The 25,878-nt window shown below is 67.3% G+C and carries 23 protein-coding genes; 6 read left to right on the forward strand and 17 right to left on the reverse strand.

Annotated features, from left to right (window positions below; all coding sequences use genetic code 11):
- Window positions 1-14: 14 nt before the first annotated feature.
- From BM244_RS04035 to BM244_RS04050, 4 genes are read right to left on the reverse strand one after another with little or no spacing between them, the layout of a single operon-like run.
- Window positions 15-992, reverse strand: a complete 978-nt coding sequence (locus BM244_RS04035; RefSeq protein ID WP_093397522.1) for an AAA family ATPase — start codon at window positions 990-992, stop codon at window positions 15-17.
- Between the two features lie 28 nt (window positions 993-1,020).
- Window positions 1,021-2,184, reverse strand: coding sequence for a D-alanyl-D-alanine carboxypeptidase family protein (locus BM244_RS04040; protein WP_093397523.1), 1,164 nt, complete (start codon window positions 2,182-2,184; stop codon window positions 1,021-1,023).
- Between the two features lie 26 nt (window positions 2,185-2,210).
- Window positions 2,211-2,945 (reverse strand): SPOR domain-containing protein, encoded by a 735-nt coding sequence (locus BM244_RS04045; protein ID WP_093397525.1) that lies wholly within the window; start codon window positions 2,943-2,945, stop codon window positions 2,211-2,213.
- On the reverse strand, window positions 2,929-3,918 hold the full coding sequence (locus tag BM244_RS04050; protein WP_254784303.1) for a lytic murein transglycosylase: 990 nt from the start codon (window positions 3,916-3,918) through the stop codon (window positions 2,929-2,931). The genes BM244_RS04045 and BM244_RS04050 overlap by 17 nt, the downstream gene beginning before the upstream one ends.
- A gap of 303 nt (window positions 3,919-4,221) precedes the next feature.
- Between BM244_RS04050 and BM244_RS04055 the strand changes: the two genes are divergently transcribed.
- The 4 genes from BM244_RS04055 to BM244_RS04070 all read left to right on the forward strand — a co-directional run bounded on the left by BM244_RS04055 (window position 4,222) and on the right by BM244_RS04070 (window position 10,641).
- Window positions 4,222-5,526 (forward strand): N-succinylarginine dihydrolase, encoded by a 1,305-nt coding sequence (locus tag BM244_RS04055; protein ID WP_093397528.1) that lies wholly within the window; start codon window positions 4,222-4,224, stop codon window positions 5,524-5,526.
- 146 nt (window positions 5,527-5,672) lie between these two features.
- Entirely contained in the window at window positions 5,673-7,325 is a 1,653-nt protein-coding gene (locus BM244_RS04060) for a Na+/H+ antiporter (protein WP_175518039.1), read from the forward strand.
- Between the two features lie 387 nt (window positions 7,326-7,712).
- Window positions 7,713-9,878 carry a TonB-dependent siderophore receptor gene (locus BM244_RS04065; protein WP_093397529.1) on the forward strand — a complete coding sequence of 722 codons (2,166 nt, stop codon included), beginning with the start codon at window positions 7,713-7,715 and terminating at the stop codon, window positions 9,876-9,878.
- A gap of 97 nt (window positions 9,879-9,975) precedes the next feature.
- Window positions 9,976-10,641 carry a glutathione S-transferase gene (locus tag BM244_RS04070; RefSeq protein ID WP_093398103.1) on the forward strand — a complete coding sequence of 222 codons (666 nt, stop codon included), beginning with the start codon at window positions 9,976-9,978 and terminating at the stop codon, window positions 10,639-10,641.
- A 33-nt stretch (window positions 10,642-10,674) separates the two neighbouring features.
- Here BM244_RS04070 and BM244_RS04075 read toward each other — a convergent pair whose 3' ends face one another.
- Window positions 10,675-12,810 (reverse strand): M3 family metallopeptidase, encoded by a 2,136-nt coding sequence (locus tag BM244_RS04075; RefSeq protein ID WP_093397531.1) that lies wholly within the window; start codon window positions 12,808-12,810, stop codon window positions 10,675-10,677.
- A 144-nt stretch (window positions 12,811-12,954) separates the two neighbouring features.
- Between BM244_RS04075 and BM244_RS04080 the strand changes: the two genes are divergently transcribed.
- Window positions 12,955-13,224 carry a DUF1488 family protein gene (locus BM244_RS04080; RefSeq protein ID WP_093397532.1) on the forward strand — a complete coding sequence of 90 codons (270 nt, stop codon included), beginning with the start codon at window positions 12,955-12,957 and terminating at the stop codon, window positions 13,222-13,224.
- A 78-nt stretch (window positions 13,225-13,302) separates the two neighbouring features.
- On the opposite strand, the gene BM244_RS23745 is transcribed toward BM244_RS04080, so the two are convergent.
- The 7 genes from BM244_RS23745 to cbiE all read right to left on the reverse strand — a co-directional run bounded on the left by BM244_RS23745 (window position 13,303) and on the right by cbiE (window position 18,673).
- Window positions 13,303-13,425: a hypothetical protein gene (locus tag BM244_RS23745; protein ID WP_302847239.1), complete on the reverse strand. Its 123-nt coding sequence runs from the start codon at window positions 13,423-13,425 to the stop codon at window positions 13,303-13,305.
- An 87-nt stretch (window positions 13,426-13,512) separates the two neighbouring features.
- On the reverse strand, window positions 13,513-14,280 hold the full coding sequence (cobF, locus tag BM244_RS04085) for a precorrin-6A synthase (deacetylating) (RefSeq protein WP_093397534.1): 768 nt from the start codon (window positions 14,278-14,280) through the stop codon (window positions 13,513-13,515).
- Complete coding sequence (gene cobA / locus BM244_RS04090) at window positions 14,277-15,008, reverse strand: uroporphyrinogen-III C-methyltransferase (RefSeq protein WP_093397535.1); 732 nt, start codon at window positions 15,006-15,008, stop codon at window positions 14,277-14,279. Before cobA ends, cobF begins: the two co-directional genes overlap by 4 nt.
- On the reverse strand, window positions 15,005-16,312 hold the full coding sequence (locus tag BM244_RS04095) for a cobyrinic acid a,c-diamide synthase CobB (protein ID WP_093397537.1): 1,308 nt from the start codon (window positions 16,310-16,312) through the stop codon (window positions 15,005-15,007). Before BM244_RS04095 ends, cobA begins: the two co-directional genes overlap by 4 nt.
- Window positions 16,309-17,094, reverse strand: a complete 786-nt coding sequence (cobM, locus tag BM244_RS04100) for a precorrin-4 C(11)-methyltransferase (RefSeq protein ID WP_093397539.1) — start codon at window positions 17,092-17,094, stop codon at window positions 16,309-16,311. Before cobM ends, BM244_RS04095 begins: the two co-directional genes overlap by 4 nt.
- Window positions 17,091-17,468, reverse strand: a complete 378-nt coding sequence (locus BM244_RS04105; protein ID WP_093397540.1) for a cobalamin biosynthesis protein — start codon at window positions 17,466-17,468, stop codon at window positions 17,091-17,093. The genes cobM and BM244_RS04105 overlap by 4 nt, the downstream gene beginning before the upstream one ends.
- A complete protein-coding gene (gene cbiE / locus BM244_RS04110; RefSeq protein ID WP_093397542.1) occupies window positions 17,465-18,673 on the reverse strand; it encodes a precorrin-6y C5,15-methyltransferase (decarboxylating) subunit CbiE in 1,209 nt (402 codons plus the stop codon). Before cbiE ends, BM244_RS04105 begins: the two co-directional genes overlap by 4 nt.
- On the opposite strand from cbiE, the gene BM244_RS04115 reads away from it, so the two are divergent.
- Window positions 18,663-19,424 carry a cobalt-precorrin-6A reductase gene (locus BM244_RS04115; RefSeq protein WP_093397543.1) on the forward strand — a complete coding sequence of 254 codons (762 nt, stop codon included), beginning with the start codon at window positions 18,663-18,665 and terminating at the stop codon, window positions 19,422-19,424. The two genes, cbiE and BM244_RS04115, sit on opposite strands and share 11 nt — an antisense overlap.
- Here the strand turns inward: BM244_RS04115 and cobJ are convergent.
- From cobJ to cobN, 5 genes are read right to left on the reverse strand one after another with little or no spacing between them, the layout of a single operon-like run.
- The gene (gene cobJ, locus BM244_RS04120) at window positions 19,400-20,149 is read right to left on the reverse strand and encodes a precorrin-3B C(17)-methyltransferase (RefSeq protein ID WP_093397545.1); all 750 of its coding nucleotides are present in this window, start codon (window positions 20,147-20,149) and stop codon (window positions 19,400-19,402) included. The genes BM244_RS04115 and cobJ overlap by 25 nt on opposite strands.
- Window positions 20,146-20,859, reverse strand: a complete 714-nt coding sequence (gene cobI, locus BM244_RS04125; RefSeq protein ID WP_093398104.1) for a precorrin-2 C(20)-methyltransferase — start codon at window positions 20,857-20,859, stop codon at window positions 20,146-20,148. Before cobI ends, cobJ begins: the two co-directional genes overlap by 4 nt.
- Before the next feature lie 8 nt (window positions 20,860-20,867).
- Window positions 20,868-21,497, reverse strand: coding sequence for a precorrin-8X methylmutase (locus BM244_RS04130; protein ID WP_093397546.1), 630 nt, complete (start codon window positions 21,495-21,497; stop codon window positions 20,868-20,870).
- Window positions 21,498-22,643, reverse strand: a complete 1,146-nt coding sequence (locus BM244_RS04135) for a cobalamin biosynthesis protein CobG (protein ID WP_093397548.1) — start codon at window positions 22,641-22,643, stop codon at window positions 21,498-21,500.
- Entirely contained in the window at window positions 22,640-25,873 is a 3,234-nt protein-coding gene (cobN, locus tag BM244_RS04140; RefSeq protein WP_093397549.1) for a cobaltochelatase subunit CobN, read from the reverse strand. The genes BM244_RS04135 and cobN overlap by 4 nt, the downstream gene beginning before the upstream one ends.
- Between the last annotated feature and the right edge of the window lie 5 nt (window positions 25,874-25,878).

Below are 25,878 nucleotides of genomic sequence, written 5' to 3' on the forward strand. Positions count from 1 at the left end.
CCTGCGCGGCCGGATCAGTGGCGTAATGTCGCGACGATCCCGGCCATCTCGAACACGGTGGCCTGCGCATCGAGCGACAGGCCGATCGCGGCCCCCGCCAGTTCGCGCGCGGCGGCGTGCGCGTCGAGCGCGGATCGCAGCGCTGGCCCCGACCGCGCCCGTGCGGCATCGGCGATGAACGCGGGGGCACGGTCTAGGAACGCCTCGTAACGGGGTTGCGCGGTCTTGAGCCCCAGAGCCCTGGCCAGCTTCAGCCGGCGTCCATTATCCCGGTCGCCGTCTTGCGCGATCGCGGCGATGGCATCGTCGATTGCGGCAATGTCGAGCCCGGCATAGCGGAGCGCGCGACCGGGCGCGCCGTCGCTGGCTCGAACCAGCGCCGCGACCTCGCTCTCGTCCGCATCGGGCTGCAACGTCCGGATCGCGGTCGCGACCTCGCCGTCCGAGAGCGCCTCGAACCGGAGTAGCCGGCACCGCGAGCGGATCGTGGGGAGCAATCGGCCTGGCGCATGGCTGACAAGCAGGAAGATCGTCCCGGCCGGGGGTTCCTCTAGGTTCTTGAGCAACGCATTCGCCCCGCCCCGCTCCAGATCGTCAATCGCATCGATCACGACCACGCGGCGGGGGCTCATCGATGGCGTGGTCGCGAACAACGGTTGCAGCGTGCGGACCTGCGCGATCGTGATGCTGCGGGCGAGATCCTGGTCGGGCTTCTCGGGATCCTTCGGCAGGCGTGCCAGCACGCGGAAGTCGGGATGCGACCCCGCCTCCATGAGCGACCGCGTCCTGTTTCCCTCGGGAACCGCAAGATCGGTCGAGCCGCCATCGGGCTCGGCCGCGTCCGCCAGCATCCGCATGGCTGCGGCGCGGGCGAAACTCGCCTTTCCGACGCCCTGCGGTCCGGCGATCAGCCATGCGTGATGCAGCGAACCGCCGCGCATCGCCGCCATGAAGGCAGACTGCGCGGCGGTATTGCCGATGATCGGCGTCATGCCGGCAACGCCGTCGGCGCCGAAGTCATCAGCCGAAGAAGCCGGTCAGCCCTGCCCATGCGCGACCGAAGAAGCCAGCGACCGCGACATCCTTCTCGGCGACCAGCGGCATCGTCTGCTGAAGACCGTCGGACGTCGTCACGACGAGATCGGCGATATGCTGGCCCGCCTTGATCGGCGCCTTGATCGGACCGTCATAGACCACTTTGGCGGTCATGGTCGGCGAGGTGCCGGCGGGCAGCGTCACCGTCAGTGCCTTGGGGGCGACGAGGCCGACCGACGAGCTGTCGCCCATCTGGACGGCTGCGGTCTCGATCTTCTTGCCCTTTGCGACGATCGGCTTCGACTGCCACGCGCGGAAGCCCCATTCCATGAAGCGGACGGACTCTTCCGCGCGCTGGCCGGCGCTGGTCAGGCCGGCGACGACCATCACCAAGCGGCGGCCGTTCTGGATCGCGGACCCGGTGAAGCCGTAGCCCGCTTCCTCAGTGTGGCCGGTCTTCAGCCCATCGGCACCGGCGACGCGACCGAGGATCGGGTCGCGGTTCGCCTGGGTGATGGCGCTGCCGCCCATCGTCTTGCCCCAGGTGAAATCGCGCTTCGAATAGAATTGCTTGTAGAGATCGGGGTAGTTGGTGATCGTCGCCGCGGCAAGCTGCGCCAGATCATGCGCGGTGACATAGGTGACGCCGTTGTCGGGCCAGCCGTTCGCGGTGCCGAAATGGCTGTCCTTGAGACCCAGTTCGGCGGCCTTCCGGTTCATCCGCTCGGTGAACGCCTGCTCCGACCCGGAGATGCCCTCGGCGAGCACGATGCACGCGTCGTTGCCCGACAGCGTGACGATGCCGTACAGCAGGTTGGCGACGCTGACGTTCTCACCCGACGAGAGGAACATCGTCGAACCCGCGGACGGACCATGCCATTTCGCCCAGGTCTCAGGGCGGACCGGCATCATCTGGTCGAGCTTCAGTTCGCCCTTCTTGACCATGTCGAACGCGACATAGACGGTCATCATCTTGGCGAGCGAGGCCGGCGGCATGCGGCGATTGGCGTCACGCTCGAACAGCACGGCGCCCGACGAAAGGTCTTCCATGTAGGCGATCGGCGCCGCGGTCTGGAACTGCGGTGCGGCGGCGATGGACGGGTGCGCCAGCGCGAGGGCGGCGAGCGGTGCGACGATCAGCTTCTTCATGGGGTATTCCGTGAGTAAAAGGGAACTCAATCCGTAGGCAGGACTTGGGCATCGCCATAGCCGCGCTCGGCGACCGCGTCACGCGCGCGTTGCAGGCTGACGGCATCTTTGAACGGGCCGATGCGGACGCGGTACAGTCCGCCGCGTTCGACGACATCGGCATCGAGGCGCTCAGCCAACGCCGTCGCACGATCTTCGTTCGAGAAGGTCGCGACCTGCAACACGTATCGTCGTCCCGGGATGAGCGGAGGCAGCGGCTTGCGCGCGGGGAGTGCATCGAAACTCGCGGCCTGCGTAAAAACCGGCATCCGCGCCCTGGCGGCTTTCCCGGCGCGCAACAGCGATACATCCTGTACCGTGGGTATGATCGCTCGGATCCTTACCCTGGCGATCTGTCGCCCATCGGTGCCGAGCAGATGCGCCGCGGCGCGCGACAGATCGATCATCCGGTCTCGACGGCCCGGACCACGATCGTTGATCCGGACCAGGATCGATCGCCCGGTCTCGACGCAGGTGACCTCGACGAACGATCCGAGTGGCAAGGTCCGGTGGGCGGCGGTCATCGCGGCGGGATCGAACGCTTCGCCAGATGCCGTACGGTTGCCGGACAATTCCTCGCCATACCAGCTCGCCAGGCCGGTATCCTGATAGCTGCCGTAAAGTCCCCCGCCTGCGGGAAAGGTCGCGCCGACGCTATCGTGCGCGTTGCTGCACGCGGCCAGCGCGAACGCCAGGCAGAGGGCCCTAGCGCTCGACCGCATCGGCCAGCAATCCGACCGACAGCGCGTAGAAGTTCGAGCAATTGTAGTCGAGGATGACGCGGTAGTTGCTCGTCAGCAGATAGGCGGTAGCGCCCTGCCCGTCCGGCTCGAGCAGCGTCGCCATCACGCTGTCCGCGGGCAAGCTTCGGCCCTGCGACGTCACGCCGAGTGCACGCCACTCGGCGATCGTCCGCCAGCCGCTGTGTCGCTCGAACACGCGGGGGCAGCGCGGCGACACCAGTCGGTTGCGGACCTGCGACCGGTCGAGGCCCGCAGGTACGGTGACCGCGACGCCCCAGGGCTGGCCCGCGCGCCAGCCCGCGTCCGTGAAGTAATTGCCGATCGAGGCAAGCGTGTCGGCCGGACTGTTCCAGATGTCCGCGCGGCCATCGCCGTCGCCGTCGCGCGCCAGGCGGAGGTAGATCGACGGCAGGAACTGCGGATTGCCGGTGGCCCCTGCCCAGCTGCCCTTCAGCTGCTCGCGCGTAACCCCGCGATCGAGCATCTTCAGCCCGGCGATGAACTCGCCGGCGAACAGCGATCGGCGACGCCCCTCATAGGCGAGGCTCGCCAGCGAGCGAAGCAGGTCGAAATTGCCGGTATAGCTGCCGTAATTCGTTTCATGGCCCCAGATCGCGACCATGATCGATTCGGGAACGCCGGTCTGCTGCTCGATCCGCTGCAACCGCGAGCGCTGCGCCAGATACGTCTGCCGGCCTCGGGCGATCCGTGCGGCATCGACGTGCTGGCTGCGATACGGTGCGAAGGCAGGGATCGCGCTGCTCGTGTTCGTGGCGCCGGGTTGCCCCCGATCGAGTTCGATCACCCGCGGGTTGAGCGTCAGGCCCGGAAACACCGCGTCCGCCGTCCGGACGCTGACGCCGTCGGCCAGAGCCTGCTGGCGCAGCTGCACCATGTAGGATTGAAATCCGGGATCGTCCTGGGCTTGCGCAGGGCCGCCGCCTGCAACCATGGCAGCCGCTGCCACGATCGCCGTGCGCAGCCAAGCCACGCTCCCCTTGCGCAGACCCGCTGCTCTTGATGTCCCGCCCATGCAGAACCTAGTGCCACAGCCTCGCCCGGTCCGAAACCTCGCATCGTCCCGCACCGGGCACGCATAGTCGCTATGCCGACCCCGGCATCGAACCGCGCGGGGGCGTCCGTTCAGGCCGTATGCGTCGGGCAATGTGCCTACGCATCTGGCGTCGCCGCCGACACATCCTATTGTAGTCGTTCGTGAAGGCGGACGAGTGACTCGTGCCCAGGAGAGAGATGCGTGATCGAGATCAACTTCGATGGGATCATCGGACCGACGCATAACTATGCCGGCCTCTCGCTCGGCAATCGCGCATCCTCGGCAAACGCCGGTGCGGTATCCGCGCCACGGATGGCGGCCTTGCAAGGCGTGGCAAAGATGCGCCGATTGATGGCGCTTGGACTTGAGCAAGGCGTGTTCCTGCCGCATGTCCGACCCAATGTCGGCTGGCTCCGCGCATTGGGGTTCGTCGGCAGCGATGCCGAAGTCTGCGCCACCGCGTGGGCGTCCGACCGCGGATTGATGGCCAACGCGATGTCGGCTTCGGCGATGTGGACGGCAAATGCGGGGACGGTTTCACCGGCGACCGATACCGCCGACGGACTCTGCCATATCTCGATCGCCAACCTGTCGACGATGCCGCACCGAGCGAGCGAGGCCGAGCAGACCGAACGGCAACTGCGGCTTGCGTTCGCAGACCCGCGCTTCTTCCGCGTCCATTCCCCGGTGCCGGCTGCGTTCGGCGACGAGGGGGCGGCGAACTTCATGCGGCTGGTCCCGCCGCCCGGCGCAGCGGGCGATACGCGTCCGGTCGAAATTCTCGTCTACGGCAAGGGAGAAGCCGGCGGCTTCCCCGCCCGCCAGCATCGCGTGGCGAGCGAGGCCGTCGCCCGTCGCCATGGCCTCGATCCCGCCCGTGTCCTTGTCGTTCGGCAAAGCGACGAGGCGATCGCCGCGGGCGCGTTCCACAATGACGTCGTCGCGGTCTCGAACGGTCATGTCCTGTTCGCGCACGAGCACGCCTTTGCGGATCCGTCGGCGGTCCGATCCGCGGTTCAGGCGCGGATGCCCGACGCGGTCATCGTCGAAGTACCGGCGAGCCGAGTCAGCCTGAACACCGCGATCCGGACGTATCTGTTCAATTCGCAGTTGGTGACGGTGCCGGCGGCGGGGGGCATGGCGCTCATCCTTCCTGCCGAAGCGCGAGAGAACGAAGACGTCTGGGGCTGGTTGAACGAACTGGTTGCCGGCGGCGGTCCGATCCGGAAGCTCGAAATCGTCGACGTACGCGAATCGATGCGTAACGGCGGCGGACCTGCCTGCCTTCGGTTGCGCGTGCAGGTCACGCCGGAGGCGCGCGCTGCGATCGATCCGCGCTTCCTTCTCGACGACGATGCCTGCACGCGCGTTGAGGCTGCGATCGCGCGGCACTGGCCCGAGGCGATCGCGCCCGACGATCTCGGCGACCCTCGCCTCTGGGAGCAATGTACCCTTGCCCGCTCGGCACTGACCTCCGCGCTAGGGTTCGCCCCGGACGAGATCTGAACCGGGGGCGGACGCTTCCGCGATCTGCCCCGGGCTGCTAAGCATCGGACGCGCTTGTGTTCCTGGCCGTATGTCCATCGAACGCCTGCCAGTCCATGGTCGCACGATCGCACTGAGCGACTGTCTATATCGAAAGGGAGTCCGGTTTGCAGATCGTAACCTTGTGCCTGTTCCTGCTGCTGGCCGTCGTGGTCAGCGGCATCGCCTCGCGCATGTTACCCTCGGCACTGCCTCGCCCTCTGGTGCAGATAGCGTTGGGCGCAGTGATCGGCACGGTCGCGCATGTCCGGGTCGAGCTCGATCCCGAACTGTTCTTCCTGCTGCTCGTCCCCCCGCTCCTGTTTCTCGACGGCTGGCGGATACCCAAGGACGAACTGTTCCGGGATCGCGGCGCGGTGCTCGGTCTCGCGCTCGGCCTCGTGTTCCTCACCGTACTCGGCATGGGCCTGTTCGTGCACTGGCTGATCCCGGCGATGCCGCTGGGCGTCGCGTTCGCGCTGGCGGCAGTGGTGTCGCCGACCGATCCGATCGCGGTATCGGCCGTCGCGCAGAAGGCGCCGATCCCGAAGCGCATGATGCACATCCTCGAAGGCGAGGCGTTGCTGAACGACGCCTCGGGCCTCGTCTGCGTACGATTTGCGATCGCAGCCGTGCTCACGGGGACCTTTTCGCTCGCGCAGGCCGCCGCGACGTTCGCCTGGATGGCGATAGCGGGCGTTGCGATCGGGGTGGGCGTCGCGCTGGGCATCGTCGCCAGCAAGAGTGCGTTCGCCCGCCGCTTCGGCGACGAGGCCGGCTCGAACATTCTCGTCAGCCTCCTGATCCCGTTCGCCGCCTACCTGCTGGCAGAGCACATCCATGCCTCGGGCGTACTCGCAGCGGCCGCGGCGGGGATCGCGATGACGTTCACCGACGCCACCACCGCGGTCGCGGCAGGTACGCGCATTCGTCGGCGCGCGGTATGGGACATGCTGCAGTTTACGTTGAACGGCGTCATCTTCGTATTGCTCGGGGAGCAGCTGCCCGACGTGTTCGTCCGCGCCCGCGACACCGTGACGTCCGCGGGTCACGCCAGCCCGTGGTGGCTCGCAATCTACGTCCTCGCGATCGTGACAGGCCTCGCACTCCTGCGCTACGGTTGGGTCTGGGTCTCGCTGCAGTTCACGCTGTTCCGGGCGCGGCGTCGCAACGATGTCGCGGGCAGTGCCAGCCCTCCGCGCCGGATCATCGCCGCGATGTCCTGCGCCGGCGCACGCGGCGCGATCACGCTGGCGGGTGCGCTGACCCTGCCGCTGAGCCTGAGCGACGGCACCCCCTTTCCGGCACGCGATCTGGTCATCTTTCTGGCGTCGGGCGTAATCCTGTCGTCGCTGGTGATCGCCGCCGTCGCGTTGCCGTTACTACTCAGGGGGCTGAGCCTGCCCGCCGAGACGGGGGTCGGTGCGGCGCGGGACCAAGCACGGCTGGTCGCTGCAAACGCCGCGATCGCAGAGCTGGACCGCGTTCAGCACAAGATGACCGAGGGGCGTGACGATCCCGATCGCGTCACGGATATCGCCGCGCGGTTGATGGACCAGTACCGGGAACGGATCGACAGCCTGACGGCGCAACCCGACGACCGCGCGCGGCAGGGCGATGGTCAGATCGAACGGGATATGCGGCTTGCTGCTGTGCGCGCCGAGCGGAACGCGATCTTCGATCTTGCCCGGCGGCGCGAGATCGGGATCGATCTTGCCGAGCAGTTGGGACGAGAACTCGACCTCGTCGATGCCCGCCTGTCCCGGCTAGGGCTGAACTGACGGCCAGCGATACGGGACGGCCAGGGATACGGGGGAGAATAGCGCCCCGCCCGCCCGTGTGACTGAAAACCGGCGGGGCGCTGAAGGTACGCGATACTATGGCGATGCCTCTGGCTCGCGCTATGCGGTTTCTCGGTTAATTTCAAGTGAACGGGATGCCCCGCCCGTCCGTGCGACACTCTCGTATCCAGGCGGGGCACCCAGGACGCAGCAGCCGGTGGGCTGCGCATCGCTATCGACAAGCTACCACCAGACCGCGCGTTGGGAAGCGCCGCCCGTCTCGCATACCACTCGCCTTGGCGCGTCTCGGCTCTCAAAATCGACGAACGCACTATTGATAATAGTTATCATAAACATTAGCGGGGGCGCATAACGAAAAGGGTTCGCATGACACACCGCCTTGGCATTGCCTTACTGCTTGGTTCCGCAACGTTGGCTACGCCAAGTTTCGCGCAGACCGACCCGGTCGCTGGTCCCGCGACGCGCGATGAAACCGGTGCCGGCGTCATCGTGGTGACCGGTCTGCATGCCCGGGGCCAAGCGTCGTCCGGGACGAAGACGGACACGCCGCTTGCCGAGACGCCGCAGTCGATCACGGTCATCACGGCGGACGATATCGCCGGACGCAGCCTTCAGAACCTGAACCAGGCGCTGCGCTTCGTTGCCGGCGTGACGCCGGAAACGCGCGGATCGAGTGGCGAAGTCTATGACCAGTTCAAGCTGCGCGGGTTCGACGCGCCGGTCTATCTCGACGGCCTGAAGCAGTTCGGCAGCGCCTCCGGCTATGCGGTGCCGCAGGTCGACGTCTCGCGGTTGGATCGAATCGAGGTCATCAAGGGCCCTGCGTCGGTTCTTTACGGCCAGTCCAGCCCAGGCGGTCTCGTCGCGGAGTCGAGCAAATTGCCGCTCGATCAGGCCCTGTATGGTGCGATCAGCGGCACGTACGGCAACTATGACCTCTACCGTGTCGATGCCGATATCGGCGGGCGCGCGGGTGAAGGCGTCCTGTGGCGCATCAACGGCAGCGCGAACGGCGCCGATACGCAGCAGAAGTTCGGCAAGCGCGAGCGTCAGACCGTGTCGGGCGCGGTGACAGCGGGTGCAGGAAGCTCGACCAGTTTCACGCTGCTCGGCGCCTATTCGCACGATCCGTATAATGGCGATTACGGCGTGTTCCCGGCCAGCGGCACGTTGATCGCCAACCCCAACGGCAAGCTGCCGACCAGCTTCGACGGCGGCGAGGCGGGCAACCGATTCAGTCGCGAGCAGGCCGCGCTGACGTATATCTTCCGTCACGATTTCGGCGGCGGCTGGGCGTTCCGCTCGTCGGGCCGGTATCAGTATGTGAAGTCGAACCTCGGGCTGATCTATACCGCGGGCGGCCTCGACGCGACCGACCCGACGCAGCAGACTTATAGCCGCGCCTCCTATGCGACGCGCGAACAGCTCAACAACTGGACCTTCGACAACCAGCTGACCGGCACGGTGCAGACCGGTCCGGTCAAGCATACGCTGTTGTTCGGTGTCGATCGCCAGGTCGCGCATTCGGCCGAGGTCGCCGCGTTCGGCACCGCGCCGTCGCTGAATGGTTTTGCCCCGGTCTATGGCACGGTGGTGGTACCGACCACGCCGGAAGCGATCGGCGGGCAGTTCACGATCAACGCGCGCCAGCGCCAGCAGGGCCTTTACGCGCAGGACCAGATGGTGCTCGGCGAGCTTCGCGTCGTGGTCAGTGGACGCCAGGATTGGGCGCGCGCGCAGCAGATCGGCGCTGCGGCGAAGAACGACGAGAAGTTCACCTACCGCGCCGCTGCGCTCTACACGTTGCCGTTCGGTCTGGCGCCGTATGTCAGTTATTCGACGTCGTTCGAGCAACAGGCAGGCACCGTGCTGCGTCCCGATGGCAGCTTCGGCATCGCGGATCCGTCGCTCGGCAAGCAGCTTGAAGCCGGTGCGAAGTTCACGCTGCCCGGTACGCAGATCCTGCTGTCCGGCGCGTGGTTCCGGATCGACCAGACCAACGTGCTGACCTCGACGCCGACGTTCTCGGTCTCGACCCAGACCGGGGAGGTCCGGTCGCAGGGCGTCGAGTTCGAAGGCACCGCGCCCCTGCCCTACGGTTTCAATGCGCGGGTAGCCTATAGCCGCCAGCGGGTTAAGGTCACGCAGGACCTGAACGATCCGTCGCGCGTCGGTCGTGGACTTGAAACGGTCGGGCGGGGCGGCACGACGCTCGCGCTGGATTGGACACCACCGCACGGTGGCCTCGAAGGGCTAACGATCGGTGGCGCGCTGCGTCATGTCGATCAGGTCTATGCAGGCGTCACGCCGGGCGAAACCGCTGGTCGGAACAGCCCGTCCTATACGGTGTACGACGCGCTGATCCGCTACGATCTGGCGAAGTTCGCTCCGTCGCTTCGCGGGCTGAGCTTGGCCGTCAACGGTGCCAACATCTTCGACAAGAAGTATCTGACGTCGTGCTTCGCCAACTACAACTGGTGCTGGTACGGCAACCGGCGGACGGTGCAGGCGACGATCGGCTATCGCTTCTGAGCTGACAGCGGCCTGAAGACCACGATCGGTGCCGCGGCACCGGTCGTGGTCGGCATGGCACGACGGCCGCGCGGGCCTGCGCTATGGCGAGCAGATGATGCCGATACTCTACAGCTTTCGCCGCTGCCCCTACGCGATGCGTGCGCGTCTCGCGATCGCCGCGAACGCCCGGCTCGTCGAACTGCGCGAGGTCGTCCTTCGCGACAAGCCGTCGGCCATGCTGGAAGCCTCGCCCAAGGGAACGGTGCCTGTCCTCGTCCTGCCGGACGGATCGGTGATCGACGAAAGCCTGGGCATCATGCAGTGGGCGGTTTTACGCGACACGGCGGACCGGCCAGAGGCAGCGTGGCCGAACGAGGCCGATGCGGCGCTGATCGCGTCCAATGACGGTGCCTTCAAATACCATCTGGATCGATACAAATACGCCGACCGCTACGGTGTTGACGCGAGCGCGCACCGTGACGTCGCAACCAACCTGTTGCGGGACATGGACGAGAGGCTGGCCGGTTCCGATACGCTGGGGTGCGATGGGCATAGGATGACCGACCTGGCGATCATGCCGTTCGTCAGACAGTTCGCGGAGACGGACCGGTCGTATTTCAACGGACTGCCATTCGACCGGTTGCAGAGATGGCTGGCCGGGCATCTCGCTTCGGCCCTGTTCGCGCGGGTCATGGTCAGGCCGGTCCCTTGGCAGCCGGGCGATCCCGCGATGCTGTTCCCGGTGGACGAAGATCAGGCGGCGATGGCGCAACCGGGCTAGGTTACATCATCGCCGCCGATCGATCGCAAGTCCCTACTTTGCGCCCGCCGTCAGGCCGCGGTCGTCGAGCATCGGGCCGATATCCGGATCCTTGCCGTAGAACGCCTTGAACATCGGACCGTAATCCTCGGTATGCCCCTTCGACAGGATCATGTCGCGGAAGCGCTGGCCGTTCGCGCGCGTCAGCCCGCCATGCGACATGAACCACGCATACGCGTCGTTATCGAGCATCTGAGTCCACAGATATGCGTAATACCCCGCCGCATAGCCGCCCGCCCAGATGTGCGCGAAATAGCTGGTGCGGTAGCGCGGCGGCACGTCCTTCGTGTCGAGGCCCATCGAATTGAGCGCCTTGGTCTCGAACGCGTCGACGTCCTGCGGCCCGGCCGACGCCGGCAGCGAATGCCAATCCTGGTCGAGCGTCGCCGCTGCAACCAGTTCGCCAAGCTCATAGCCTTGGTTGAACTTCGCCGCGTTCTTGATCTTCGTGACGAGCGCCTGCGGCATCACCGCGCCGGTGCGGTAATCCTTGGCATAGTTTGCGAACACCTTGGGATCGAGCGCCCAATGCTCGTTGAACTGCGACGGGAACTCGACCCAGTCGCGCGCGGTGTTGGTGCCCGAGACCAAAGGGTAGGTCTGGTTCGCGAACAGCCCGTGCAGCGCATGGCCGAATTCGTGGAACATCGTCGTCACGTCGTCGAACGTGATCAGCGCAGGCTGGCCCGGCGCGGGCTTGGTGAAGTTGCCGACGTTGTAGACGACCGGCTTGGTCTTCAGCAGCTTCGACTGGCCAACGAAGTTCGACATCCACGCGCCGCCCGCCTTGTTGTCGCGCTTCCAGTAATCGAAATACATCAGGCCGAGCTCGGAGCCGTCCTTGTCGTAGACGGTGAACACGCGGATGTCCGGCTGATAGGTCGGGATATCGCGGCGTTCCTTGAAGGTGACGCCGTAGAGCTGGTTGGCCGCGAAGAATACGCCGTCGGTCAGCACGCGGCTGATCTCGAAATACGGCTTCAGCTCGTTCTGGTCGAGGTCGTACTTGGCTTTCCGCACCTTGTCCGAATAGAAATCCCAGTCCGACGGCGCGAGCGGGAACGAAGCGCCGGTCGCGTCGATCGTCTTCTGCAACTCGGCGGCCTCGCGGCGCTGTTCCGCAGCGGTCGCGGGGACGAGCTGCGTCATGAAGCCCTTCGCCGCCGCCGGGGTCTTCGCCATCTGATCGTACAGCGAATAGGCGGCATAGTTCGGATAGCCGAGCAGCTGCGCCTTCTGCGCGCGCAACTGCGCGATCTTCTGGATCAGCGCGCGCGTATCGTTGGCGTCACCCTTCTCCGAGCGGGTCCAGCTCTTGTCGAAGAGCGCCGCACGCGTTGCACGGTCAGAAAGCGAGGCGAGCGCCGGCTGCTGCGTCGTGTTCTGGAGCGACAACACGTATTTGCCGGGCATCCCGCGCTCCTTGGCGCCTTCCGCGGCGGCGGCGATCTCCGCATCGCTCAGCCCGGCGAGCTTGGCCTTGTCGTCGACCACCAGCGCCCCCGCCTTCGTGCCGGCGAGCAGCTTCTGCTGGAAGTCGGTCGTCGCGGTCGAGATCTGCGTGTTGAGCAACCGCAGCTTGGCCTTGTCGGCATCGTTCAGCTGCGCGCCGGCATGGAGGAAATCGCTGTGATAGATCTCGAGGACCTGCTTCTGCTCGGCATCGAGCCCGAGCGAGTCCTTCTTAGCATACAGCGCCTGGACGCGCGCGAAGAGCTTGGGGTCGAGATAGATCGCGTCGCTGTGCTGCGCGAGCTTGGGTGCCTCCGCGGACCGTACCGCGTCGAGCGCGTCGTTGGTGTTCGCCTGCGACACGCCGAAGAACGCCTGGCTCGCGCGGTCGAGCGTGCGGCCCGAGCGCTCCATCGCCTCGATCGTGTTGGCGAAGGTCGACGCCGCGGAATTGTTCGCGATCGCCTTCATTTCGGTGATCTGCTCGGCCATGCCCTGCTCGAGCGCGGGCTGGTAGTCGGTGTCCTTGATCTGGTCGAAGCGCGGCGCCTGGAACGGCAGCGTGCTGGGGACGGTCAGCGGATTGACGCGTGACGATTTGGCGGGGGTTTGCGCAGATGCGGCGCTGGCGATGCAGCAGAGAAGCGCGGCGGAACGAAGCAGGCTGGAACGCGACATTGACGACTCACAATGGCAGGAGTGATGCCCCTATCATTGCCCTGCCCCAGCCCTTGTTACAATCGGTTAGCAAGCCACCGGGTTGAGCGCTTGCACTGCCGCCCGCTCGCAGGCAGTAGGCGGTCAAACCCCAGGAGTTCCGACATGGCAAATACCCTCGAAATCGATCAGGCGAGCGTCGTCGACAACGACATCCAGAAGCAGATCGAATTTTCCGGCGAGTTCGACGGCGACGAGTATGAGTTCGCGGTCAAGTACGCGGTTCTGAAGGAACTGAGCGGCGACGAACCCGAGGACGACGGCATCGAGCTGTTCAACCGGTTCAACGACGATATCGTCGACGCGTGCCTGGCCGCGATCGAGCGCAAGCCGAATGCGACGACGATCATCGTCGACGAAGACGACCTCGAATAACGAGGACGACGGAGGCGGACGACGGCTGCCTTTTTGGCGCTGCCGTCCGCTCCGATTAGCGATAGACTGGCGCGCGCTTCAGTCGTCGCTCACGAACCGGCGGATGCGGGTCGAGTAGCGACTGCCGACGAGGAGGGTCACGCCGAACAGCATCGATGCTCCCCATATCGTCGCGAAGGCGATGATGACGATCTTCACCATGGTCGGACTCCGACGTTGTTGTGCTGGGGCCGCTTACCCCCGACACTCCGGATGCTGCCTGAACGCGCTAGCAATCAAAGGTTCAGATTAACCTGGGTTGCCGGACTGGTCGCGGCACAGGATATAGATGTCCATGATCCAGCCATGCCGCTCGCGAAGATTGGCACGAGTCCGGATGATCCGTTCGGCGACTTCGTGCAGAGAGCCAGCGATCAGTGCCTGATGCGGCATTCCCAGATACGCACCCCACCATATCAAGATACCCGGCGCATCCAGCATCTGGAACGCGCAATCGCCGTCGAGCATGACCGCGATCGTATCGACCTCCGCAGGCCAGCCTTCTGCCCGCAAACGCCGTCCCGTGGTGATCAGAACCGGCGCGCCGACCCTATTTAACGGTATGGCATGTGCCGCGGTCAATGCCTGGAGACTGGTGATACCGGGTTCGACCGTCACCCGCATCGCCAAGCCTTCGGCGCGGAGCCGATCGGCGATCCGGAGCGTGCTGTCGTAAAGCGACGGATCGCCCCATACAAGCAACGCGAGGCGACCGCCGTTCGGCAAGTGGTGCGCGATCTCGTCCCGCCAAGCGAGCGCGATCGCGTCGTGCCATTGGTCGACGGCGCTGAGATAGGGCGCGGACGTGTCGCGGTCCGGCAGGTCGAACTCGATGACGCGGGTGGTGCCGGTCAACACGTCTGCGCAGATGGTGCGGCGGAGGTCGATCAGATCGGACTTCGCATCCCCCTTGCGCGGCAGGAGGATCACGTCGGCGGCGTTCATCGCAGCGATCGCGGCGCGCGTAAGGTGATCGGGGTTGCCGGTGCCGATGCCGATCAGGTGGAGATCGATCATTCGCTGTTGGTCTCCGGGTCCATGAGCGGCCCGTAGAGGATCAACGCGGGTTTGCCGGAGAAGCCTGCCTGCAACTGCGCCGCGAGTTTGGCGATCGTCGAGCGGGTCAGGGACTGGTCGGGGTGGCCGACATTCTCGGCGATCAGCGCCGGCGTATCCGCGGAAAGCCCGTGCTCGATCAGCGATGCGGCCAGCGCTGGAAAAGTGCGCTTCGGCATGAAGACCACCGTCGTCGCTTCGGGATCGGCGAGCGCGGCCATGTTGCGCTGTTCCGGCAGGTCGCCGGTCACGTCGTGGCCGGTGACGAACTGGACCCGGCGCGCGCTGAGCCGGCGCGTGAGCGGAATTTGCGCTGCTGCCGCGGCGGCGCTGGCGGCACTGATGCCGGGGATGATTTCGAACGGTATGCCGGCTGCCCTGAGCGCGGCGATCTCCTCCTCGAGACGGCCGAACATGCCCGCGTCGCCGGATTTCAGGCGGACGACGCGGATGCCGGTCTGGGCGTATTCGACCAGCAGTTGCGAAACGTGCGCTTGGCTCGGCGATGGACGACCGGCGCGTTTCCCGACCGCGACCAGGTCGGCGCCGGCGCGCGCGTGGCCGAGCACTGTCGAGGACAGGTCGTCGAACAGCACCGCGTCCGCTAGCTGCAACCGCGAAACCGCCTTCAGGGTCAGCAATTCGGGATCGCCGGGCCCGGAGCCGACAAACGAGACGAAACCGGTCATGGATTTGCGGCGATCATGTGGAAGAAACTGCCCGATACGTGGCCGCGATAGGAGCCGGTTTCGGGGACGGCATTGCCTTCGGCGTCGGTGACGTGCGCAAGCGGCGCATCCGGCTGATCGAGGATCGTAGAGTAGTGGAATTCATGGCCGGTGAGGCCCGCGCCAGCCCCGCCGCCGCCCATCGGCGAGAGCAAGGTCGCATGGCGATAACCCAGATGCATCTTCCGCTGGGCGTAGCTGGTGACCAGCCCGAGCAACCCTGCCATCCGGTGGCGAACGCCGTCCGCGTCGATCAGCGCCTCGCCGAGCGCCATGTAGCCGCCGCACTCACCGTGGACCGGACGGGTCTTCGCAAAGTCGGTCAGGCTTGCGTGGAACCGGCGCGCCTCGGCGAGCTTGCCAGCGTGGAGTTCGGGATACCCGCCCGGGAGCCAGACGAGGTCTGCGTCCGCCGACGGGGCCTCGTCGGCGAGCGGGGAGAAGGGCAGGATTTCAGCGCCGGCTCGTCGCCAGCCTTCGAGCACGTGCGCGTAGGTGAACGAGAAGGCGGCGTCCTGGGCGAGCGCGATGCGCTGTGCCGGAGGGCGTATCCAGCTCGGCGCGCTTGCCGGGCTGGTACTGGCGGCCGCCGCGTCGCGGAGCGCAGGGATGTCGACATGCGCGCGCAGGAAGCCGGCATATTCGGCGATTCGCGCGTCGAGATCGGGATGCTCGACCGCCTGCACCAGTCCGAGATGGCGCTCGGGTAGCTTCAGGTCGCCGCGCCGGGGCAATGCGCCGAACACCCGGATTCCGACCGCGTCCATGCCGCTGCGCGCGAGGCGTTCGTGGCGGGGGCTGGCGACGCGGTTGAGGATCACGCCGGCAATCCGCACGCTGGGATCGTAGCGGCTGAAGCCGAGCGCGGTGGCTGCGGCGGACTGCGCTTGTCCCGAGACGTCGATCACCAGGACGACCGGCCAGCCCATCCGGCGGGCGATGTCGGCGCTGGCACCATTGCCGGCCGTGCCCGGCTTCGCAACGCCGTCGAACAGGCCCATCGAGCCTTCCGCGAGAGCGAAGTCCGCGTCGTCGGCTTTCGCGGCCAAGGTCGCGAGCATCGCCGAGGGCATCGACCAGCTGTCGAGGTTGAACGACGCGCGGCCGCTGGCGGCGCGGTGGAAGGCGGGATCGATATAGTCGGGGCCGCTCTTGAACGGCTGCACCACAAGGCCATCGTCGCGGAGCGCGCTGAGAAGCCCGAGCATTACGGTGGTCTTGCCGGTGCCCGATGCTGGCGCGGCGATCATCAGGCCGGGGGTCATGCCTCGCCCCTTACGAACTTCGAGTCCGCCGACTGCGGGCGGAAGCGGCGGTCATAGCCTTGCGCGTAAAGGCTGCTCTCGGCAAAATCCAGGGCAGCGAGCGCCTGGCTGACGAGGATCAGCGCGGTGCGATCGGGTTTGCCCGCTACCCCATCGGCGATCGTCGCGAGCGTGGCGCGCGCCATCTGCTGGTCGGGCCAGCTCGCGCGCCAGACGATCGCGACCGGGCAGTCGGCGCCGTATGCGGGCGTAAGGTCCGCGATTACCGCCGCGAGATTGTGGACCGACAGATGGATCGCGAGCGTCGCGCCGGTCGCGGCGAAGGCGGTCAGTGTCTCGGCAGGCGGCATCGTGCTGGCGCGACCCGGCGTACGGGTCAGCACCACCGACTGCGTGAGTTCGGGGAGCGTCAGTTCGACCTCCAGCGCGGCGGCGGCAGCGGCGAAGGCGGGCACGCCTGGGGTGATCGTGAACGGAATGCCGCACGCGCGGAGTCGCCGGAGCTGTTCGCCCATCGTCGACCAGATCGACAGGTCGCCGGAGTGGAGACGCGCGACGTCCCGGCCGGCATCGTGCGCCGTCTGGATCTCGGCAATGATTTCGTCGAGCGACAAGGGCGCTGTGTTGACGATGCGTGCGCCCGGCGGACAGTGATCGAGCATCGCCGCGGGGATCAGCGAGCCGGCGTAGAGGCATACCGGCGATCCGGCGATCCGGTCGCGGCCGCGGAGCGTGAGGAGGTCGGGCGCGCCGGGGCCGGCGCCGATGAAATGGACGGTCATGCGGCGGGTCCTTGAGTGCCCGACCGAGCGATGGCGCAGGTCGCCATCCGGTCGGGGGAGATGTGGCGAAGTGAGAGCAACCGCGCGCCGGGGCCTGCGGCGGCGAGTGCGCAGGCTTCGGCGACGCTGCCGGTCTGGCGGGCTTCGAGGCTGGCGGTCGACTGCGTTGGGGTCTGTACCGAGCGTAAGGCGTCGGGGAGGATGGCTACCAGTGGTACGTTGATCGCCTCGGCAAGACGCTCGACTAGCGCCGCCTTGCCCTGTGGCGTGGCGAGCAGCGTGACACGCGGCTGGCCGTGCTGTGCGCTGGCGAGCGCCTCTTGAAGAGCGGACAACGTGGCCTCCGCGCGAAAACCGAAGCCGGCGACGATCACAGCGTCACGCTCCACTGCACGACCGGATAGCTCGCGCGCCAGCCGCGTCGCGTGCCCAGCGGGGCGGCGTCGGACAGTTCGATCCGCAGCAGGCTGCCCCCTCTCAGACCGTGCCAATGCGCCAACAGCGCTTCGGACTCGAGCGTGACGGCGTTCGCGACTAGGCGCGTTCCCGCTGGCAGTCTTGCCCATAGTGCGTCGAGCAATGCTTTGGACAGGCCTCCGCCGATGAAGACCGCATCCGGCATGTCTTGACCTTCGAGCGCGTCGGGTGCGCGGCCTTCAACGACACGGAGCCGGTCGACACCCAAGGCCGCGGCGTTGCTGGCGGCTCGGGCGGCACGGACGGAGTCCGTTTCGAACGCGGTGGCTTGTGTCGACGGGTGGGCAAGCAACCATTCGATGCCGATCGAGCCGGATCCCGCGCCGATATCCCATAGCGTTTCGCCGGGGTTTGGTGCCAGGGTGGACAGCGTCAGCGCGCGGATCGGGCGTTTGGTAAGCTGGCCGTCATGCTCGAACCACGCGTCCGGCAGGCCGGACGCATGTGGCAGGACCGTGCCTTCACCGGCGAAGACCATCCCGACCGCGACGGGATGCGCGATGTCGTCATAGTCGAGGTCAGCCGCTGCGGTGTCGCGCATGCGCTCGCGCGGGCCGCCGAGAGCTTCGAGAATGTGCAAGCGCGAGTCCCCGAAACCCAGATCGCACAGATATCGGGCCAAGGCGGCAACCGCCGTGCCGTCGCGGACGAGCGCGATCGCGCGGCGGTCCGGGGCGATATGCCGACGCAAGCGGGAGAAGGACGCGGCGTGAAGGCCAAGACAGGCCGTGGTCTCGATCGGCCACCCGAGGCGGGAGGCGGCAAGGCCGAACGTGGAGGCTGCGGGGTGCGCCAGCCACTCGCCGGATGCGAGGTGGCGGGTCACGGACGTTCCCGCCCCGAACCAGAACGGGTCGCCGGACACGAGCATCACGACGCGCTTGCCGCGGTGAAACAGCAAGCGCGCTATCCCGTCGTCGAACGGGACTGGCCATGGTTCGACCGCGCCCTTAACGTCGCCGAGCAGTGCGAGATGGCGAGTGGCACCGGTCACCAGGTCAGCTTGCGCCAATGCGGATTTTGCCGATGCGGACAGGCCATCTGCGCCGTCTTCGCCAAGGCCGATGATCGTTAGCCAGGGAGCGTCAGCCATGTCGAACATCCTGGTGCTGGGCGGCACGACCGAGGCGAGTGCGCTGGTCGCGACCTTGGCCCCGCTGCTGGCCGAGCGCGGCGACGTTGCGGTGCTGAGCTATGCCGGACGTGTCGCCACCCCGAAAGCGCAGCCGATCCCGGTGCGCGTCGGGGGCTTCGGCGGCGTCGACGGTCTGGTCGAGTATCTGGGCGCGCACAACGTGACGCATCTGGTCGACGCTACGCACCCCTTCGCGGCGCGGATGAGCGCGAACGCTGTCGTCGCAGCAGAGCGCGCGGGCGTCGCGCATATTGCGCTGACGCGACCGGCCTGGGTGCCGATTGCTGGCGATCGGTGGACGCACGTGGCGGATATCGACGGTGCCGTCGCGGCCTTGGCCGGGCCACCGCGGCGCGTGATGCTGGCGCTGGGGCGGATGCATGTCGACGCGTTCGCAGTGCAGCCTCAGCACGATTATCTGCTGCGGTTCGTCGACGTGCCCGACCGACCGCCGGCGTTGCCGCATCATCATCTGGTGGTCGATCGCGGGCCTTTCGATGTCCAGGGCGACCGGCGGTTGATGGAAGCGCATGCGATCGAGATCGTGGTCTGCAAGAACGCCGGCGGTACGGGGGCATCGGCAAAACTGGATGCGGCGCGCGCGCTCGGATTGCCGGTCATCATGATCGATCGGCCGGCCCTGCCCGCAAGACGCGAGGTCCATGCGGTTGCGGATGTCTTGCGCTGGCACGATCATCGTGCCGACCGCGGCGTGTAGAGGATCGGCCCTGCCGGGCGCTCTATGATGCGCGTAAGGCTGGAACCGATGATGATCATCGTCCGCATGTCGGCCATGTCCGCGCGGGCTTCCGGCAACGGGACGATGTGGAGCGCTTCCCCAGGCGTCGAGACGGCGCGGGCGAACAGAACCGGTCGATCGTCCTGGCAAGTCTCGCGCAGGATTTCGAAGATGCGGATCAATCCGTCGGGACGTGCTTTCGACCGCGGATTGTAGAAGGCGATCGCGAAGTCGGCTTCGGCCGCCAGACGCACGCGGCGTTCGATCAAATCCCAGGGTTTCAGATTGTCCGACAGGTTGATAGCGCAAAAATCGTGGCCGAGCGGCGCGCCCGCACGCGCGCTTGCGGCGAGCATCGCGGTGATGCCGGGAAGCACGCGGATATCGAGGTCGCGCCATTCCGGCGGGCCGGCTTCGAGTGCCTCGAATACCGCCGCAGCCATCGCGAACACGCCGGGGTCGCCGGACGAGACTATCACGACGTGGTGGCCTCGGGTCGCGAGTTCGAGCGCATGGGTAGCGCGGTCGAGTTCGACGCGGTTGTCGGTAGGGTGGAGCGTCAGGCCTTCGCGAGCAGCGACGCGCGCGACGTAGGGGATGTAGCCGATGACGTCGGTCGCCTGTGCAAGCACGGCGGTGACTTCGGGGGTCACTAGCGCTTCGTTGCCCGGCCCGAGCCCGGCAATGGCGAGCCAGCCGGTCACGGTCGCCTCCCCTGCCCGTGGATCAGAAGGATCGAGAAATAGGGCGTGATCGCCTCCGCGTCGCATAGCCGCGTCACACGCTGGTCCGCCATTGCTGCATATTCGACCAGCCACGCTTCGCCCTCACGACCGGCGGCGGCGACGGCGCGGCGAAGCTTGTCGAGATGGCGGCCAATCTTCATCACCACCAGTGCGTCCGTGTCGCGGATCCGGCGCACGAGGTCTTCTTCGGGCAGCGTGCCCATGAGGACCGTCAGCACGTCGTCGCCCCAGGTGATCGGCGCGCCGCTTGCGGTCCACGCGCCCGACATGCCGGTGATGCCAGGCACGACCTGCACGGACGCGATCGGCTGGAGCCGCGTGTAGAGGTGCATGAACGAGCCGTAGAAGAACGGATCGCCTTCGCAGAGCACGACGATGTCCTCGCCGGCGCGGGTAAGTGCTGCGAGGTGGTCGATACAGGTGGCGTAGAACGTCGAGAGCTGGTCGTTGTAGCGGGGGTCCGAGACCGGGATTTCGGTGGTGACGGGGTATTCCATGGGGAATTCGATCACGTCGGCGCGGAGCATGCCGTCGACGATCTTCCGGGCTTGGCCTGGACGACCGGCTTTGCGGAAATAAGCGATGTGGCGTGCGCCGCGGACGAGGCGGTCCGAGCGGACGCTCATCAGGTCCTGTGCGCCCGGGCCCAAACCGACGCCGTGGATCATGCCGGGCGTCACTCGGTGCCGCTCGCGAGTGCGTTGATCGCGGCAACGGTGATCGCGCTGCCGCCCATCCGGCCCTCGACGACGACGCAAGGCACGGGCCGGTCGGCCCACAGCGCCGCCTTCGATTCCACCGCGCCGACGAAGCCGACCGGGCAGCCGATGATCGCCGCCGGACGCGGGCAATCCGGGTCTTCGAGCATGTTGAGCAGATGGAACAGCGCGGTCGGCGCATTGCCGATCGCGACGACGGCGCCGGCGAGATGGGGGCGCCAGAGCTCGAGTGCCGCCGCCGATCGAGTGTTGCCCATCGTACGCGCGAGCTCGGGCGTTTCGGAAGCGTGGAGCGTGCAGACGATCCGGTTGTCGGCAGGCAATCTGGCCTTCGTAATGCCTTCGGTGACCATGCGGGCGTCGCACAGGATCGGCGCGCCGGCTTGCAATGCACGGCGGGCTTCGACCGCGAATGTGGGTGTGAAGCGGATGTGTCCAGCGAGGCCGACCAGCCCCGCCGCGTGGATCATGCGGACGGCGACGGGCTCTTCCTCGGCCGAAAACCGGGTTAGATCGGCCTCGGCGCGGATCATCGCGAAGGAATGACGGTAGATCGCGGCGCCGTCGGTTTCGTAGGCGTACGGCATTCAGGTGGCTCCGAATTGAGCGAGGATCTGCGCGGCGTCGAGGCCGGTGCGGTAGGGCGGTGCGCCGGGGCGAGCGTCGAAGGCGAGATCGTAACGGCCTTCGCGACCGGTCAGCGTTACGTCGGCGGGGGCGGCGCGCGCGCATCCCTTGGCGCAACCGGAGACGTGGAGACGGCCGGTAATATGAGGGGCCAGGCGGCGGGCGAGCGCGCGGGTCTCAACGCTGCCTTGCGGGCAGGCGGGCGCGCCGACGCAGGCATCCGTGCGGAGTAACGGCGAAGAAGGATCGGTGATGAAGTCGGCGGAGTCTGACGCGGACACGAGCTGCACGCCTGCCTCGCAGATCATGATATGCCGTGGCGCAAGGCGGATCGCTTCGATGGCGATTTCGGCTTCCACGAGTCGCGTCAGCGCGGTCGCCGAGACACGGCCAAATGGCAGGCTGAGCGCGACGCCGAGCGGATGCGGGCCGGGTTGGACATGGGGTACGAATGCTGCCGGCGGTGTTGTTGCGGCCGCCCAGTCAGGGAGAGGCGCGTCGTGTCGTGCCATGCGGCCGCTGACGGTGCCGCCGCTTTCGACGAACCAGCGGGCGAGCCCGATGAGGCGGTCGACCTCGGTGCTGGGCGATAACGGCGTGCCGAGCTTGCGGCCGTCTGCGCGGAGGATCAGTCGACCGGGTGCGGCGCGTTCGATGCGGAAGTCGGCGGGAGCGTCCTGCAGCTGCGGTGCAACGCCAGCGTCGATGGCGAAGCCGACCTTGCCGGGAAGGTCGGGCAGTTCGGACAGGCGTGCGCGCAACTCTTCGGTGATGCGGTGGGTGTCGTCCCCTGCCTGCCACTCCGGCGCGACGAGGATGTTGGCGCGGGCTTCCCTGGTCGGATCGGGATCGATGAGGCCGAAGTCGAGCAAGGTGTCGATCAGCGTGCGCCAGCTGCCCTCGCGGACGCCGCGGATCTGGAGATTGGCGCGGCTGGTGACGTCGATCCGGCCGCTGCCGAGTCGTGTCGCCGCGTCGCACAGGCCGAGCACCTGAGCGCGCGTGAGGCGACCGAGCGGGGGACGGACGCGCACCAACAGGCCGTCGCCGGCCATCATCGGGCGCCACGCGTCGGGGCACCAGCCCTTGACGACGAACGTGCTCATGCCGGCAGGTCCAGCTGCGCGAGGATGGAGTTGCGGCGGGTTGGCCATAGGTCGGCGGCGTGGAGCGCGGCGAAGCGGGTTTGCATCGCAGCGAGCGCGCCAGGGTTCGCTCTGGCAAGGAATGCACCGACGTCGTCGCGGCCCAATGTGGCATCGTAATAAAGGTCGATCAGTTCGGGGCGGACCGCGCCGGCAAGGTGCGCGAAGGCACCGAGGTGATCGAGCGTGGCGGCGATCTCCGCGCCCCCGCGGAAGCCATGGCGCATCATGCCGTCGACCCAGGCCGGGTTTGCCGCCCGAGCGTGGACGACCCGCGCGATCTCTTCCCGAAGCGTGCGGGCCTTGGCCTGGTCCTGGTTGCGCGCATCGAGGTGATACAGCGTGGCGTTTCCTCCAGCGACCGATTGCGCGGCGGCAAAGCCCGCCTCGTGGGCGGCGTAGTCGGCGGCGAGGAGGAGGTCGGTCTCGGGGAGGTCCTGCACGTGGACGAAGGCGTCGGCCGCGGCGACGCGGTTGCGGATGCCGGTGGGGTCGAAGCTGTCGGTGCCGTCATCGAGCGCGTGGCTGGAGGCGGAGAGCCATGCCGTGCCGGCGGTCAGGCGTGCTGCCGGCGTGTAGGTTTCGGCGGCGTCGCCCATGCTCAGGCCGTAGCGGCCGGGTTCGGGACCGTAGACGCGAGGGGTCGGCGTCTGGCCGGCGAACGGGTTCCAGTCCGCCGGTTCGTCGCGTGCGGCCAGCGCTCGGACGGCCTGGCCGAACATCGTGCAGAGCGTCGGAAAGGCATCGCGGAACAGGCCGGAAACACGGAGCGTGACGTCGATGCGGGGGCGATCGAAGTTGGCGAGCGGGAGGATCTCGACGCCCGTGACGCGGTCGGACTGCATGTCCCAGACGGGTTCCGCGCCGAGCAGGTGGAGCGCCATGGCGAATTCCTCACCCGCGGTCCGCATCGTGGCGGAGGCCCAGAGATCGACGACGAGGTTGCGGGGGTAGTCGCCATGGTCCTGCAGGTGCCGGCGGACGAGTTCGTCGGCGAGCTTTACGCCTTGGGTATGCGCGGCGCGTGACGGGACTGCGCGAGGGTCGGTGGTGTAGAGGTTGCGCCCGGTTGGGAGGACGTCGGCGCGGCCTCGCCACGGCGAGCCGGAAGGGCCGGACGCGACGCGCTTTCCCTGGAGCGCGGACATGAGTCCGATGCGTTCGGCTGCGCCGTGCTCGCCTCGACCGTAAACGTGGAGGCCGTCGCCATACTGGCTCTCCTTTACGTCGCATACGAACGTGTCGATGCGGGTAATGGCGTCCGACTGCGACTGCACGTCGTCGAGGCCCAGCGTGGCGGCGAGGCCGGTGGCAGTGGCTTCGTCGCGGATGTCGCGTTGCAGGCGGTCGCGTCGTGCGGGGTCCAAGCCGTCGGCGTTGGAGAATTCATCGAGCAGCGCTTCGAGGCGGCCGAGGCCAGTGCCGGTACGCGTGCGTTCGAGTGGTGGCGGGACGTGGCCTAGCGTGACAGCGCCGATGCGGCGTTTGGCCTGGGCCGCTTCGCCGGGGTCATTGACGATGAACGGGTAGATGACGGGCATCGCGCCGGTCAGGGCTTCGGGCCAGCAGGCGTCGGACAGCGCGACCGACTTGCCGGGGAGCCATTCGAGCGTGCCATGCGCGCCGACATGGACGAGCGCATCGGTGCCGCGCGTGCGCAGCCACAGGTAGAAGGCGACATAGGCGTGGCAGGGGCAACGCGAGAGGTCGTGATATTCCTCGGCGCGTTGCTCGGCTCGGCCGCGTTCGGGTTGGAGGGCGACAAGCGCCCCACCCTGGTCGATCGCGGTAAAGGTGAAGTCCCCAGAGGGTTCGCCCCAGCTTTCCTGGAGGTCCTTGCGGAGGGCTTCCGGCAGGTGCGCGACGGCTTTGCGGTACTCGGCGAGCGGCCAGTGTATGTACGTAGTCGCGAGGTCGCTCGCATCGGGGGTAATCGCGTAGCCGGCTTCGATGAGATCGGCGAGGATCGCCTGCGTGGAGGCGAGCGCGTCGAGACCGACGGCGTGCGCCATCTGGTACGCCTTGCCCGGGTAGGTCGAGAGGACGATCGCGACGCGGTGGTCGGCGATGGGTTTGCTCGCGAGGTTGATCCACGCTTCGACGCGTGCGGCAATGGCGGCGATGCGTGCGGGATCGGCGCGGTGTTCGCGGCGCGTGTATTCAAGGTCGCCGTCGCGGTCGGCCGCTTCCTTGAAGCTGGCGACGCCCGCGAAGAGGCGACCGTCCACCTCGGGAAGGACGACATGCATGGCCAGGTCGGCGGGCGACAGGCCTCGGGTCGCGCCCATCCAGGCTGCGCGGTCCGAGGTGGCGAGCGCGATCTGGAAAACGGGGACGTCCGCGCCGTCCAGCGGCGCGATGTCGGTCGCGCCGCGTGCGGAGAATGCGGTGGCGTTGACGATCGCGGCGGGGTTTAGGGCGTTGACCCATCGCGCGAGCCAGCCGGCCGCGTCCGGGGCTTTCAGCGATGGCGCGAAGAGGCCGATGACGTCGAAGCCACGCGCGGAAAGTTCGGCGTGGAGACCTTCGATTGGGTGGAGGTCCGCGGCGGTGAGATACGAGCGGTAGAAGACGATCAGTATGCGGGGGCGTGTCGCGTTCAGGGCGAAGGCGGCGGGGCACGTCACGGCGTCGTCGGGCTGCCAGCCGCCCACGTCGGCGATCGCGTGGACGCCGGTGACGGGGCCGGCGTAACAGCCTGCCGCGAGTGCGAACTGGGCCAGCGCCGCTTGCGCCGCGACCGCGCCGCCGGTGTCGCAGAGGTGCGCCAGCCGGCGGAGCGTCGAGAGCGGGATCGTCGATGCGGCGTCGAGGCGCATGTCGGTGCGGCCGTCTGCGGCGAGGACGGCAAGCGCGATACCCTTCTCCAGCGCGAGGTTTTCGACCTGTTGCAGGCCGTAGCTCCAATAGGAGCGGCCGCCGATCAGCCGGATTAGGATACCTTTTGCGCCGGCCAGCGTCTGTTCGACATAGGTGTCGACCGACAGTGGGTGCTGAAGCGCGGTCAGGTTGGCGAGCCGGAGCGAGGGCAAGCGGCGTCCGGCGGCGTCCGCCCGTCTCCAGCCCGCGGCGAACGCGCCGAGGTCGCCGTCGGAAAAGGACAGGACAACGAGATCCGCAGGCGATTGGGCGAGGTCCTGCGGGACCGCGCTTTCCTCCAGCCCATGAGTCTCGCGGAAGACGACGTGCATCGTGG

Source organism: Sphingomonas sp. OK281 (assembly GCF_900115295.1).
GTDB lineage: Bacteria > Pseudomonadota > Alphaproteobacteria > Sphingomonadales > Sphingomonadaceae > Sphingomonas.